At 71.4% G+C, this 13134-nt stretch carries 11 protein-coding genes; 5 read left to right on the top strand and 6 right to left on the bottom strand.

Annotated features, from left to right (window positions below):
- The first annotated feature begins 122 nt into the window (after positions 1 to 122).
- The 3 genes from ABD250_RS13290 to ABD250_RS13280 all read left to right on the top strand — a co-directional run bounded on the left by ABD250_RS13290 (position 123) and on the right by ABD250_RS13280 (position 3428).
- Complete coding sequence (locus ABD250_RS13290) at positions 123 to 1409, top strand: acyltransferase family protein (protein WP_344392751.1); 1287 nt, start codon at positions 123 to 125, stop codon at positions 1407 to 1409.
- Between the two features lie 377 nt (positions 1410 to 1786).
- Positions 1787 to 2134, top strand: a complete 348-nt coding sequence (locus ABD250_RS13285; protein WP_179525288.1) for a YciI family protein — start codon at positions 1787 to 1789, stop codon at positions 2132 to 2134.
- Positions 2135 to 2174: 40 nt separating this feature from the next.
- On the top strand, positions 2175 to 3428 hold the full coding sequence (locus ABD250_RS13280) for an RNA polymerase sigma factor (protein WP_182659517.1): 1254 nt from the start codon (positions 2175 to 2177) through the stop codon (positions 3426 to 3428).
- A gap of 24 nt (positions 3429 to 3452) precedes the next feature.
- Here the strand turns inward: ABD250_RS13280 and meaB are convergent, their stop codons facing one another.
- From meaB to ABD250_RS13265, 3 genes are all read right to left on the bottom strand, one after another.
- Positions 3453 to 4418, bottom strand: a complete 966-nt coding sequence (gene meaB, locus ABD250_RS13275) for a methylmalonyl Co-A mutase-associated GTPase MeaB (protein ID WP_182659518.1) — start codon at positions 4416 to 4418, stop codon at positions 3453 to 3455.
- Between the two features lie 134 nt (positions 4419 to 4552).
- The gene (gene scpA, locus ABD250_RS13270) at positions 4553 to 6868 is read right to left on the bottom strand and encodes a methylmalonyl-CoA mutase (RefSeq protein ID WP_179525291.1); all 2316 of its coding nucleotides are present in this window, start codon (positions 6866 to 6868) and stop codon (positions 4553 to 4555) included.
- 1 nt (position 6869) lies between these two features.
- Positions 6870 to 8717, bottom strand: a complete 1848-nt coding sequence (locus ABD250_RS13265) for a methylmalonyl-CoA mutase family protein (RefSeq protein WP_338404262.1) — start codon at positions 8715 to 8717, stop codon at positions 6870 to 6872.
- Positions 8718 to 8851: 134 nt separating this feature from the next.
- Between ABD250_RS13265 and ABD250_RS13260 the strand changes: the two genes are divergently transcribed.
- A complete protein-coding gene (locus tag ABD250_RS13260) occupies positions 8852 to 9508 on the top strand; it encodes a TVP38/TMEM64 family protein (protein WP_259847760.1) in 657 nt (218 codons plus the stop codon).
- A gap of 17 nt (positions 9509 to 9525) precedes the next feature.
- Here the strand turns inward: ABD250_RS13260 and ABD250_RS13255 are convergent, their stop codons facing one another.
- Complete coding sequence (locus ABD250_RS13255) at positions 9526 to 10347, bottom strand: DUF3097 domain-containing protein (RefSeq protein ID WP_259847761.1); 822 nt, start codon at positions 10345 to 10347, stop codon at positions 9526 to 9528.
- Positions 10348 to 10415: 68 nt separating this feature from the next.
- Between ABD250_RS13255 and ABD250_RS13250 the strand changes: the two genes are divergently transcribed.
- Positions 10416 to 11228, top strand: coding sequence for a hypothetical protein (locus ABD250_RS13250; protein WP_344392746.1), 813 nt, complete (start codon positions 10416 to 10418; stop codon positions 11226 to 11228).
- 33 nt (positions 11229 to 11261) lie between these two features.
- On the opposite strand, the gene ABD250_RS13245 is transcribed toward ABD250_RS13250, so the two are convergent.
- Positions 11262 to 12308 (bottom strand): ferrochelatase, encoded by a 1047-nt coding sequence (locus tag ABD250_RS13245; RefSeq protein WP_182658704.1) that lies wholly within the window; start codon positions 12306 to 12308, stop codon positions 11262 to 11264.
- Positions 12305 to 13132 (bottom strand): NADH-dependent enoyl-ACP reductase InhA, encoded by an 828-nt coding sequence (gene inhA / locus ABD250_RS13240; protein WP_182658705.1) that lies wholly within the window; start codon positions 13130 to 13132, stop codon positions 12305 to 12307. Before inhA ends, ABD250_RS13245 begins: the two co-directional genes overlap by 4 nt.
- Between the last annotated feature and the right edge of the window lie 2 nt (positions 13133 to 13134).

Here is a 13134-nt window from a genome sequence, read left to right as displayed (position 1 = left end):
GCTGACCACCCCGGGGTCGCCCTGTGGAACCGGTGCTAATCTCGTCCGGATGCCCTGGCGGCGGCACCACCGTCGCCGGACGAGGGACCGTCGTCTCACTTGAAGTAACCCCGGGAGAATCCATGAGGCCTGTCGCCGCCGTCGCCCTCGCTGGTGGAGCTGTCGCGGCCGGGTTCGCCGCGCGACGCCTCGCGCAGCCCGCCCCACCGACGGCGGCGGCTCCGACCCTGGCCGACGCTCCCGAGACCGCCGCAGCCGAGGCCACCGGGGTGCAGCAGCCGCGGCTCGCCGGTGCTCGCGGTCACATCCCGGCGCTCGAGGGTCTCCGCGGCCTCGCGGCGATCGGCATCATCACCACCCACGTCGCGTTCGTGACCCGGATGTCCTACGGGACGCCGGTGCGCCGCCTCTACGGTCGTCTGGACATGCTGGTCGCGGTGTTCTTCGCCAAGACCGGCTTCCTGCTGTGGCGGGCTCACTCCGACCACGCCCGCCGCGACCGGCCGGGAACGGCCCGCGCGGTGATCCCCTACCTGCGGGCCCGGCTCGTGCGAATCATGCCGGCGTACTCAGTGCTCGTCGCCGTCGCCATGGTGCTCCTCCCCCAGAACCGGATCAACGGCCCCGTGGTCTGGCTGCGCAACCTCACCCTGACGCAGATCTACCAGCGGAGGTTTCTCGTCTCCGGGCTCACGCACGCCTGGTCACTCGCGGTCGAGATGGCCTACTACCTGGCGCTCCCGGCGCTGTGGACCGGGATGAGGAACCTGCGGGGCGACAGGGCCCGATGGCGGCTGCCCGCCGTCGGCGCCTTCGGGCTCTCCGGCCTGCTGTTCCCGCTGATCCCCTGGCAGCGCCTGCGGCTCCTGCCCAGGGGCATCAACGTCCAGATCCTGCCGCCGGCGTTCTCCGCCTGGTTCGCCTCCGGGATGCTGCTGGCCGAGCTGGCCACCGCCCGCCCGGGACTGCTCGCCCGACTGAGCCGGGCATCCTATGCCAGGTGGGGTTGGTGGACGGCCGGCGCCGGGGCGCTGCTCGCCACCACGTCGACCCGCTGGTTCTCCGAGGGCTTCCACCACCCGAGCGGCCGTGAGTACGCCGCGCGCAACGGGCTCACCGCGGCGATGGCGTTCTTCTTCCTCGGGCCGGTCGTCCTGGCCCCGGCGGGCACGCGCTTCCGCGTCCTGGAGTCGGCACCCCTGCAGGCGATCGGCCGCTGGTCGTACGGGATCTTCCTCTGGCACCTGATCGTGCTGCACTACGCGTTCCCGCTCACCCGCACCTCGCTGTGGACCCGGCGGATGGGCGCCATCTGGCCCGTGACCGTGGCCGGGTCGATCGCAGTGGGCGCGGCCAGTTACCGGTTCATCGAGGAACCGGCGCGAAAGCTCCTCTCTCCGCACGCCTGAATTCGGCGCCGAGTTCTCGTAGGGTGAGCCGCACGACCGCGGACAGGCTCGCGGTCACGACGAAGGAGAACAGACGATCGGTACTGACCCCGGGCGTCGGCGGGCCGGGCGTCGACCTCTACCGCCTCCTCGGTCGTCTCACGTCTGAATCCACACGCGTGATCGTCATTCCCGGACGTGATGTCGCGTGTGGGTGAGCCTGCAGCGTGTGGATCCGACGGCTGAGGACTCCCGTCCTGGTGCGCCCGGGAGCGGAATCCGGAAGAGCGCGGAGAATTATTGTGCGAACCTGTCGATCTTGCGGCGGCTGTTCGTCATGGAGGTGTCGGCGCACAACACCGCGGCCGGCATCCACCACTCCCAGTCAGGAGATCGACATGAAGTACGTACTGCTGCTTATGGCCAACCTCGAGGACGTGCGCTGCGGCGAGGAGGAAGGGCCCGGCGTCGAGGAGTTCATGGCCTTCGACGCCGAGCTGGAGAAGGCCGGCGTCCTCGCCGGTGGCTTCGCTCTGGAGGACCCCGAGACCGGCGTCACGGTCAGGATCCCCGCGGGCGGGACGGACGCCGTCGTGACGTCCGGTCCGTACGCCGAGAGCAGGGAGTTCGTGGGCGGCACGATCGTCATCGACGTGGCGGACATCGACGAGGCGCTGGCCTGGGCCGCCAAGTGCCCCGGCGCCAGGGGCGGACGGGTCGAGGTCCGCGCGATGCTGGAGTTCTGATGCCGGACCGACGGGTCCGGGGCGACGCGGGGGTGACCCCGTGACCGCCCCGGGCCCGGCGGCGTCGGACGTGCTGGTCGCACTGCGGCGCGAGGAGCACTCGCGCCTCCTCGCCACGCTGGCGTCACGCTTCGGGGATCTGGATCTCGCGGAGGACGCGGCCCAGGACGCGCTCGAAGCGGCGATCGAGGCCTGGCCCCGTACCGGGGTGCCGGACTCCCCGCTCGCGTGGCTCACGACCACCGCCACCCGCAAGGCGATCGACCGGCTCCGGCGGGAGAAGGCGCTCACCGAGCGTCTCGCGCGTCTCCGGGTCGAGGAGGACCGACGAACCTCCGCGCCGCCGGTCCGTGCGGTCGTGGAACCGGACGAGATCCCTGACGACAGGCTCGAGCTGTTCTTCGCGTGCTGCCACCCCACGCTCAGGACCGACGAGCAGGTGGCGCTGATCCTGCGGTACCTCGGCGGGCTGACGACGACGGAGATCGCCCACGCCTTCCTCCTCCCGGTGACGACGGTGCAGCAACGCCTGGTCCGGGCGAAGAAGCGCCTCCGGGTCACGCGGATCCCGATCCGCACGCCCGGCCCGGATGATCTGCCGGCTCGACTGCCCGCGGTGCTCGCGGTGATCTACCTGATCTTCACCGAGGGATACGCCGCGTCCACCGGTGACGGCCACCTGCGCGGGGACCTCACGACGGAGGCCATCCGCCTCGCCCGGATCGTGCACAGGCTCGTACCGGGGCAGCCGGAGGCGACGGGCCTGCTCGCGCTCCTGCTGCTCACCGAGGCACGCGCGCCGGCCAGGGTCGACGACGAGGGCCTGCCCGTCCCGCTGCGCGAGCAGGACAGGGACCGGTGGGACCGTCTGGCGTCGGATGAGGGGCTGGCCCTGGCGATGGAGGCCGCGGCCGGCGGTCCGGGGCCCTACTCGGTGCAGGCGTCGATCGCCGCGGTCCACGCGGAGTCGCGAGACGTCGAGTCGACCGATTGGGCACAGATCGTGGTGCTGTACGACCTCCTCCTCGCTCTCGCACCCGGACCCGTCGTCCGGATGGCGCGTGCGGTGGCCGTGGGTCGCCGCGACGGACCGCAGTCAGGCCTTCGGCAACTCGACGCCCTCGCCGGAGAGGCGGAGCTCGAGCGGCACCACCCGTTCCACGCGGCGCGGGCGACGACGCTCGAGGAACTCGGCCGCGGTGAGGAGGCGCGCCGGGCCTGGGCGCGTGCCCACCAGCTCACGGAGAACGCCTCCGAGCGCGAGTACCTGGTCCGCAGGTGGTGGAACGCCTGACGTACTCGCCGACGAGTCGGCGCGTCAGCTGTCGAAGGCGTCGATGATCGCCTGGGCGGCGAGGGCCGCCGTCAACGTCCCCTCGCTGACACGTCGCTCGACATCGGCCGTGACCCGACGCACCTCGGGGTCGGCCGCGAGTCTCGCCATGAGTGTGTCGTGCACCATCGACCTGGTCCATTCCACCTGCTGACGGGCTCGACGGGCCGCGACCTCGCCGATCTTCCCCATCGTGTCCTGGTGCGAACGGACGGCATCCCAGAAGTCGTCCAGACCGTCACCTTCGAGACCCGACATCGTCAGGACGGGCACCTTCCACGCCGAGTCCGACGGTCGCACGAGTCGCAGTGCCGCGCCGAGTTCCCGCGCGGCGCGTCTGGCGTCCTTGACGTGGGGGCCGTCGGCCTTGTTGACGGCGACGACGTCCGCCAACTCCAGGACGCCCTTCTTGATGCCCTGGAGCTGGTCTCCGGTGCGGGCGAGGGTGAGGAACGTGAAGCAGTCGACCATTCCGGCGACGGTGACCTCGGACTGTCCCACCCCCACCGTCTCGACGAGTATCACGTCGAATCCCGCCGCCTCGAGCAGCACCATCGTCTCGCGGGTGGCCTTCGCCACCCCTCCGAGCGTGCCGGAGGTCGGCGACGGCCGGATGTAGGCGCGGGGTTCCGTCGAGAGCGTGGCCATCCGGGTCTTGTCGCCGAGGATCGACCCGCCGGTGCGGGTGGAGGACGGGTCGACGGCGAGGACCGCCACCTTGTGGCCCTTCTCCACCAGATACAGACCGAAGGACTCGATGAACGTGGACTTCCCCACGCCCGGTACCCCGGTGATCCCGATGCGCAACGCGCCACCGGCGTGCGGGAGTGCGCCGAGAAGCAACTCCTGGGCCTTCTCGCGGTGTGCGGGGTTCGTGGACTCGAGCAACGTGATGGCGCGGGCGAGGATGGGACGATCATCCTCGAGCACCCCCTCGAGGAGGGCCGCCACGTCGATCTCCCGGCGCGGCCTCGGGCCCGTCGCGGACGGGACCGGACCGCGGACCGCACCCGTACCGAGCGTGGTGGACAGGCTGCCCGAGACGTTGCCCGACCCCGCGGGATCGGGACCGGAGCCGAGGCGGTTCAGGACTCGGCCCCCGCCCCTGCCCCTTCGCCGGGGCGCGCCGGTGCCGAGCCCGCGGCGTCCGATCCCGGGGACTCCGGGCCGGCGGAGGGCAGCTCGTGACCGAGTTCCCGGGCCAGTGCCCCGAGCAGTTCGATCGCCGCGTCCGAGATCACGGTGCCGGGGGGATAGATGGCGGTCGCCCCGGCGTCGTAGAGTTCCTGGAAGTCACCGGGCGGGATGACGCCACCGACGGTGACCATGATGTCCGCACGGCCCACCGCGGCGAGCGCCTCGCGCAGTGCCGGCACCAGGGTGAGGTGACCGGCGGCCAGGGAGGACACGCCGACCACGTGGACGTCGGCGTCCGCGGCCTGCTGGGCGACCTCTTCCGGGGTCTGGAACAACGGGCCCATGTCCACGTCGAAGCCGAGGTCGGCGAAGGCGGTCCCCACGACCTTCTGCCCGCGGTCGTGGCCGTCCTGTCCCATCTTGGCCAACAGGATGCGCGGCCTGCGACCCTCCAACTCGGCGAACTCCTCGGCCATCTTCATCGCCTTGGTGACGTTGTCCACGGCGCCCTCCTTGGAGACCTCCTGCCGGTACACGCCGGACAGGGTCTTGATCTCTGCCTTGTGTCGACCGTAGACCTTCTCGAGCGCGTCCGAGATCTCGCCGATGGTCGCGTGGGCGCGGGCGGCGTCGATGGCCAGCGCCATGAGGTTGTTCTCCATACCGCTCCCGGCCCCGCCGCCGGCGGCCTCGGTGAGCCTGTCCAGGGCCGCCTGGCAGGCGGCCTCGTCGCGCTCAGCCCGGAGCCTGTCCAGCTTGGCGAGCTGCTCGGTGCGCACGCGGGAGTTCTCGACCTTGAGGACCTCGATCTCCTGGTCCTCGGTGACGACGTACTTGTTGACCCCGATCACCGGCTGGCGACCGGAGTCGATCCGCGCCTGGGTGCGGGCCGCGGCCTCCTCGATGCGGAGCTTGGGGATCCCCTCGCCGATCGCCTGTGCCATCCCGCCCGCCTCCTCGATCTCGATGAGGTGCAGTCGGGCCTTGTCGGCGAGCTGAGCGGTGAGCCACTCGATGTAGTACGACCCCGCCCAGGGGTCGATGGGGCGGGTCGTCGCCGATTCCTGCTGGAGCAGGAGCTGGGTGTTCCGCGCGATGCGGGCGGAGAAATCGGTGGGCAGCGCCAGCGCCTCGTCGAGGGCGTTGGTGTGCAACGACTGCGTGTGACCCTGCGTCGAGGCCATGGCCTCGATACACGTGCGGGCGACGTTGTTGAACACGTCCTGGGCGGTGAGCGACCAGCCGGAGGTCTGGGAATGGGTCCGCAGGGACTTGGACTTCTCGTTCTGCGGTCCGAACTTCTCCACCAGTTCACTCCAGAGCAGGCGGCCCGCCCGCAGCTTGGCGATCTCCATGGAGAAGTTCATCCCGATCGCCCAGAAGAACGACAGCCGAGGGGCGAACTTGTCGATCTCCAGCCCGGCGTCCAGCCCGGCGCGCAGGTATTCGACGCCGTCCGCGAGCGTGTACGCCAACTCCAGATCCGCCGTCGCACCGGCCTCCTGGATGTGGTAGCCGGAGATCGAGATCGAGTTGAACCGGGGCATCTTGCGGGAGGTGTAGGCGAAGATGTCCGAGATGATCCGCATCGAGGGCGTGGGCGGATAGATGTAGGTGTTACGGACCATGAACTCTTTGAGGATGTCGTTCTGGATGGTCCCCGCGAGCTGCTCCGGAGCCACCCCCTGTTCCTCGGCCGCAACCACGTACAACGCGAGGATCGGCAGGACGGCGCCGTTCATCGTCATCGAGACGGAGACCGCGGACAGGTCGATCCCGTCGAACAACTCGCGCATGTCCAGGATCGAGTCGATCGCCACACCCGCCATCCCGACGTCCCCGGCGACCCGGGGGTGGTCGGAGTCGTACCCGCGGTGGGTGGCCAGGTCGAACGCGACCGACAGCCCCTTCTGGCCCGCCGCGAGGTTGCGGCGATAGAAGGCGTTGGACTCGGCCGCGGTGGAGAAGCCGGCGTACTGCCGGATGGTCCACGGCTGGTTGACGTACATGGACGGGTACGGACCGCGCAGGAACGGCGCGGCGCCCGGGACGGTGTCCAGCGGGAAGGGCGTGACCTTCTCGCCGTCGTCGGTCGGGGCACTGCCCGTCTCGACCGCGTCACGGTCCGCCTTGGTGAACACCCGCTTGACGTCGATGCCCTCCGGGGTCTCCCACGTGGGGCCCTCGTCGACGGAACCCGGCTGGGGGGCTCCGTCGGTGGACCCGCGCAGCGGAGAGATGCTGAAATCGGGGAAGGTGGTCATCTCACTTCACTCCCAGCTGGTCGAGGAGGGTGGTCAGGGCGGCGACGGCGTTGATCCCGGTCGCGAGGTATCCGTCCGGTCGGTCGTCGGCGTCGGCGGGGAACCCCTTCTCGGCGCCCGCGAGGTACACCGTCGTCACACCCGCCTCGCGCAGCGCCCGGACGGCCTCCGGGCCCTCGGTGGCGTAGCGCTTGTCGGCGCCGCAGAGGACGGCGATCTCCTCCCCCTCGCGGACCCCGGCGTACTGGTCGGCCGCGGTGGCCAGGGGGTTGCGGGCCTCGATCCCGCCCGCCGCGAGCAGGTTGGCGATGAAAGTGACCCGACCCGTGGTCTCCGCCATGGGGCCGAGCCCGGCGAGCAGGATCGTCGGCCGGGCGCCGGTGGCCTCGAGGTGCGCGTCGGAACGGTCCCGCAGGGCCTCGAAGTCGCGCCCGTACCGGTAGTCCTCCCCGCCGCGCCGAGCCGGGTCGAGCGGTGGCTCGGCGAGGTTCGGGAACTCGGAGACACCGGTGATCGGCGCTGTGCGGTGGGCGATGTCGGCATCGCGGGCCTCGCGGACCCGGGCGATCGCGGCGGCGACGCTCCCCGAGGCGATGGCGGCGGCGAGTCCTCCCTCGGCCTCGACGGTCTGGAACGCGGACCAGGCGGCCTCGGCGAGCGAGTCGGTGAGCGACTCGACGTACCAGGATCCTCCGGCGGGATCGACCACATGCCCCAGGTGGGACTCCTCGAGCAGCAGCAGTTGGGTGTTGCGTGCGATGCGCTCGGCGAAGGCCGGTGAGGCGCTCTCCAGGCCCCCGGGCAGGGAGGCGTCGAACGGCAGGACGGTGACGGAGGTGGCACCGCCGACCCCGGCCCCGAACGAGGCGAGAGTGGTGCGCAGCATGTTCACCCACGGGTCGCGTCGCGCCATCATGGCCGAGGAGGTGACGGCGTGCTGCGGCGCATTCCCCGCGTCGGGTGCGCCCAGGAGTTCGGCGACGCGGGCCCACATCAGGCGCCCGGCACGGAACTTGGCGATCGAGACGAACTGGTCGTCCGTGGCGGACAGTCGGAACGAGATCTGGCGCAGGGCGACCTCGACGTCGAGCCCCGCCGACACCAGTCCCCGCACGTACTCGAGGCCCGCCGCCACCGCGTAGGCGAGCTCCTGCGCGTCCCCGGCGCCGTCAGCGTGGAAGACGGTGCCGTCGGCCACGAAGGTCCGGAGGGTCTCCTCGCGCTCGGCCACACGGACGGCGAGGCCGACCGCCGCGTCGAGGTCGACCGATTCCGACGACGCGCCCGCGGCATACGCGGAGGTGACCGGTGTCGCGCCGAGGTCGGCGATCACCGCGGACCGGTCGGTCACCCCGTCGCCTGCCGCCCTGCGCTGGTCGAGCAGCTGGAGGAACGCGTCGGTGACCTCGACGAGGTCCGATCCGGCGTCGAAGGTCACCGGCGCGAGGTCCAGGTAGACGTCCTTGAGGACGGCGGCCACGTCGGCGGCCGGCACCCGCAACCACAGCGCGGACGCGCCCTGGCCGAGAAGGTCCAGGACCGAGGTGTTGACCTCGCTCGGGTCGCCCTTGGCCTCGACCCTGGCGCTGAGGTGCCAGCCGTTCTCCGGGAGCCCCGACCGGTCCCCTCCCCGCACGAACGGGAACGACCCCGGAGCCGGGCGCTCGGGCGTCTCGTCGGCGCGCGTGTAGAGGGGGTTCACCTCGATCCCGTCGCGGGTCGTGGCCACGAGGGCGCGCCAGGCGTCCTCGGGCATCTCGGCGGGATCCTTGCGGGCGGCCTTCGCGAGGACGGCTCCCACAGAGGCGTACCAGGAGTGAAGGTCGGGACCTGTGGTCGGACTGGACACCGGTACCTCGTTCTCTTGTGGAGTGAAGGGGGTCACCACGGACTCTAATGCAGCCCCTCCCGCTGTCGAGACGTGACCATGTGTGCGGGGTCACCAGGGGTGGGCTCCGCGATCCCGGCGACTACAGTCGACCCGTGCGCGGACGGGTGATCTGGTGGGTGGCGGTCGTCCTGGCCCTGGTGGTGCTGGCCACCGTCGTCCCGACCCCGGGACTGGAGCAGCTGCGCGGTTGGGCGGATGAGCTGGGCCCGTGGTTCCCGGTCGCGTTCTTCTCCGCCTACGCGATCGTCACCGTGGCGCCGGTCCCCCGGTCGACCTTCACCTATTCGGCCGCTGTGCTCTTCGCTCCCGCGGTGGCGATCCCGTGGTCACTGGTGGCCTCCGGGATAGCGGCCACCCTCGCGTTCGTCGGCGTCCGCCGTCTGGGCCACCGCCGCACCGCCGCGCTGCGCGCGGACCCCCGCGTCGCGGCGGTGGACGCCCGCCTCCGGCGTCGCGGATGGCTCTCCGTCGGGAGCCTGAGGCTGGTCCCCGCCGCGCCGTTCTCGGTGGTCAACTATGCGGCCGCCCTCACCTCGATCCCGTTCCGTCAGTTCCTGCCCGCGACCGTCATCGGCAGCACCCCGGGGACCGTCGCGGCGATCCTGCTGGGGCACTCCCTCACCGAGGGCGACGGCACCGCCGCGCTGTGGGCGACGGGCGCCTTCGCGGCGGTGGGACTGGTCGGGATGATCCTGGACGCCCGCCTGCCCGTCCGTGGAGACGACGACGGGGTCGGCAGACCCGGGTGAGCTGCCCCCGGTGGGGATCAGGCGGGCTCGGTGACGAAGTCCACCAGACGTTCGACCGCACCCAGCAGGGCCGGCTCGACGTCCCGGTACGTGCTCACCGCGCCCAGGACCCGCCGGAAGCCGTCGGCCGGCTCACCCCATCCGAGCCGGTCGCAGATGCCGGTCTTCCAGTCCTCGCCCCGTGGGACGACCGGCCATTCGTGGATCCCCACGGCCCGGGGTTTGACCGCCTGCCAGATGTCCACATAGGGGTGTCCGGTCACCAGCACGTCGCCGCCGAGCCCGGCGACGATGCGTGACTCCTTGCTGCCCGTGACCAGGTGGTCGACCAACACGCCCAGGCGCGCCTGCGGCGTCGGCCCGAACTCCGCCACCAGGGCGGGCAGGTCGTCGATCCCGTGGAGTGGCTCCACGACGATCCCCTCGACCCGCAGGTCGTGGCCCCAGATCTTCTCGACGATGGCCGCGTCGTGGATGCCCTCGACCCAGATACGGCCAGCGCGCGCGGTCCTGGCCCGCAGGCCCTCGACCTTCCGGGACCCGGACGCCGTGACCTTCGGGCCGGCCGCCACGACCGGCCCGGGCCTCCGGAGCGTGACCGGTGAGCCGTCGATGAGGAAGGCCGAGGGGGTCATGGCGAAGAGGCGGACCAGGCCGCGGCGGTCCTCGAGTTTGACGAAGTCGCCGTCGGGGGTGCGGTTGAATCCCATCACGGCACCGCAGAATCCGGAGTCCGCGTGCTCCACCACCAGGTCGCTCTCGGCCACGACGACGGGGATCTCCGGTCGGCGACGTCGCGCCGTCCCGGACAGGATGTCGGATCCGTACATGTCTGCCATGGGCCGACACGGTAGCCGGATCCGTGCGCGGGGGGTCGGCGGCGCACCGGCCGGTAGGATTGATCGTCATGTCCCGCCCCCTCACCCGGAGCGCCGCGCTGTCCCCCGCGTGGCCGCTGCCGCTGTTCCTCCTGCGCACCGCCTGGGGTGATCAGCCCTTCGACGAACTGACCGGGTACGTCTCGGGCCTGGCCGGGTCACACCTGGTCGAGGTCACCGGCGAGCCCGTACGGATGCTGGACGGGATCTCCCCCGCCTCGGGACCCACCGCGCTGCTGCCCGGGCTCGTGACCGGTCTCCGGCGCTCGGTCGGATCGCATCCCGCCCCGGAGTCGCTGGCCCTGCTCACCGCGGCACCCGGGGATTCGTCGAGCCTCCCCGCGGTGCCCTCGCTCCGCTCCGACGTGGCGGAGGCGGGGTGGGGGGTCCTGGTCCGCGACCCGGCGAGCCGCGAGGCGGTCGTCCTCACGTGCGTCCACCCGCACCCGGACGTCCTGCGTTGGCGTGCCCGCGGCGTCGCGGACTGTCCGGTGCCTCCCCAGCCCGACGGGCCCTCCGCGGCGCTGTTCGCCCTGGGGCAGGCCGTGGTCGAGGCGGCCGAGTTGATCGAGCGGACCACGACACGGGTGGGTCAGGTGGGTGATCTGGATCTGGACTCCCACGTCACCCGGCTACCCGCCGGCCTACCGACCCGGGTGATCGAGCTGGTGGACAGGATCGACAGGGTGGAGGCGATCATCTCGGTCGCGCTGGCACAGCCGGACGTGGGCGTCGACCCGGCCGCCCGCGAACCGGTCCTGCGGCGCCTCGTGGCCGTGAAGGACGCCGCTCGTCGCGCGGCGGTCGCCGCCGCGGGGGACGCGGCCTCGCGCGGCGCCTGAGGCGCGACCGGGGGACGGTGGTCCTGGTGTGGTCTACCGCGAGCAGCACCCCACCGCGCAGCGGGCGCCATCGCGGTTGCAGCCCAGTGCGGGCACGTCGCCGAGTCTGTCGCCCTGCACCCCCGACTCGACCTCGTCGAGCAGCTGCAGCACCATCCGGGCGAACTCCGGACTCGGTCCGGGGGTCGCCGTGCGGGTGACCGTCACGCCGAGTTCGCGCACCTCGTCCACCAGCTCGGTGTCCAGGTCCCAGATCACCTCGACGTGATCGGAGATGAACCCGATCGGGACGATCACGACGTCGCGGACGCCGCTGCTTCCCGCCAGTTCGCGGACATGATCCACCACGTCGGGCTCGAGCCACGGCACGCTCGGGGGTCCGGAACGGGACTGCCAGACCAGGTCGTGCTCGGCGACCCCGGCGGCCCGGGCCACCAGCCGCGACGCCTCGGCGACCTGACGGCTGTAGAGACGACCTCCGAGCGTGGGGGGCCCCGCGACGGCGTCCGCCGCCTCGGGAACCGAGTGCGCGGTGAAGATGACGCGGGCGCCCGGCGCCGCCGAGTCCACTGCGGTGCGCAGGTCGGCCGCGAACCGCTCGATGAACAGGGGGTGGTCGTAGAACTGCCGCAGGCGGACCATCGAGGGCGCACCGGGGACCTGCTCGCGCGCGCGGGCGATGTCCTCCTGATATTGCGCACAACCGGAGTAGCCGCCCCATGCTGAGGTGGCGAACACCGCCGCCGTCCGGATGCCGTCCGCGGTCATCTGCCGGACCGTCTCCTCGATCATCGGGGTCCAGTTGCGGTTCCCGAAGTACACCGGCAGGTCCCTGCCGCTGCGGGCCAACTCCTCCTCGACGTGGGTGATGATCTCGCGGTTGAGGTCGTTGATCGGGCTGCGGCCGCCCAGCTGTCGATAGTGTGTGGCGACCTCCTCGAGTCGCTCCGCCGGGATCCCGCGCCCGCGGGTGACGTTCTCCAGGAAGGGGATCACGTCCTCCTGTCCCTCGGGCCCCCCGAAGGACAGGACGAGGAGGGCGTCCACGGGCCCGGTCATCTCGAGCACACCATCGGTCATCTGGAGTTCTCCTGTCCGCTGAACGAGACGGTACCGGCTCCACCGTCTGCATAGATCACTGTTCCCGTGGTGGCGGACATGAGGTCCGAGAGCAGCGCCACCGCGGTGGTCGCCACCGCGGTCGGGTCGTTCACGTCCCACCCCAGGGGGGCGCGCTCGGCCCATTCGTCCTGCATCTGGTCCAGTTCTCCGCCGGGTCCGAGCGCGTCGCCGGCGATGGCCTTGGCCGCGAGGGTCTTGACGGGACCGGCCGCGATGAGATTCGACCGCACGCCCTCCGGCCCGAGTTCGCGGGCCACGTAGCGGTTGACCGCCTCCAGGGCGTTCTTGGCCACGGACATCCAGTTGTAGAACGGCATGGAGAACCGCGGGTCGAAGTCCAGTCCGATGATCGACGCGCCGGGGTTGAGCAACGGGCGCACCGCCCGGGCGAGTGATGCGTACGAATAGGCGGAGACCTCCACGGCGACCGAGACGTCCTTCCACGGTGCGTCGAGGAACGGGTCGCCGAGGCAGCTGGGCGGCGCGAACCCGATCGAGTGGACCACCCCGTCGAGCGAATCGGCGTGTTCTCGTACCCTGCCCTCGAGTGCGGCGAGGTCCTCCTCGCTCTGCACGTCCAGTTCGATCACCGCGGGCCTGTCGGGCAGGCGCTTCGAGATCGCCCGCACCAGCGACGGCCGGCCGAACGCGGTGAGGATGACGGTGGCGCCGTGGAGTTGGCAGTGCTTGGCGATGTGGAAGGCGATCGAGGCGTCGGTGATCACCCCGGTGACGAGGATGGTCTTGCCCGAGAGGATCCCGGTGCGGGTGTGGTCGGTCATGA

The sequence above is a fragment of the Dietzia cercidiphylli genome, from assembly GCF_039531545.1.
Lineage (GTDB): Bacteria > Actinomycetota > Actinomycetes > Mycobacteriales > Mycobacteriaceae > Dietzia > Dietzia natronolimnaea.
This window is presented reverse-complemented; position numbering and strand designations above follow the sequence as displayed.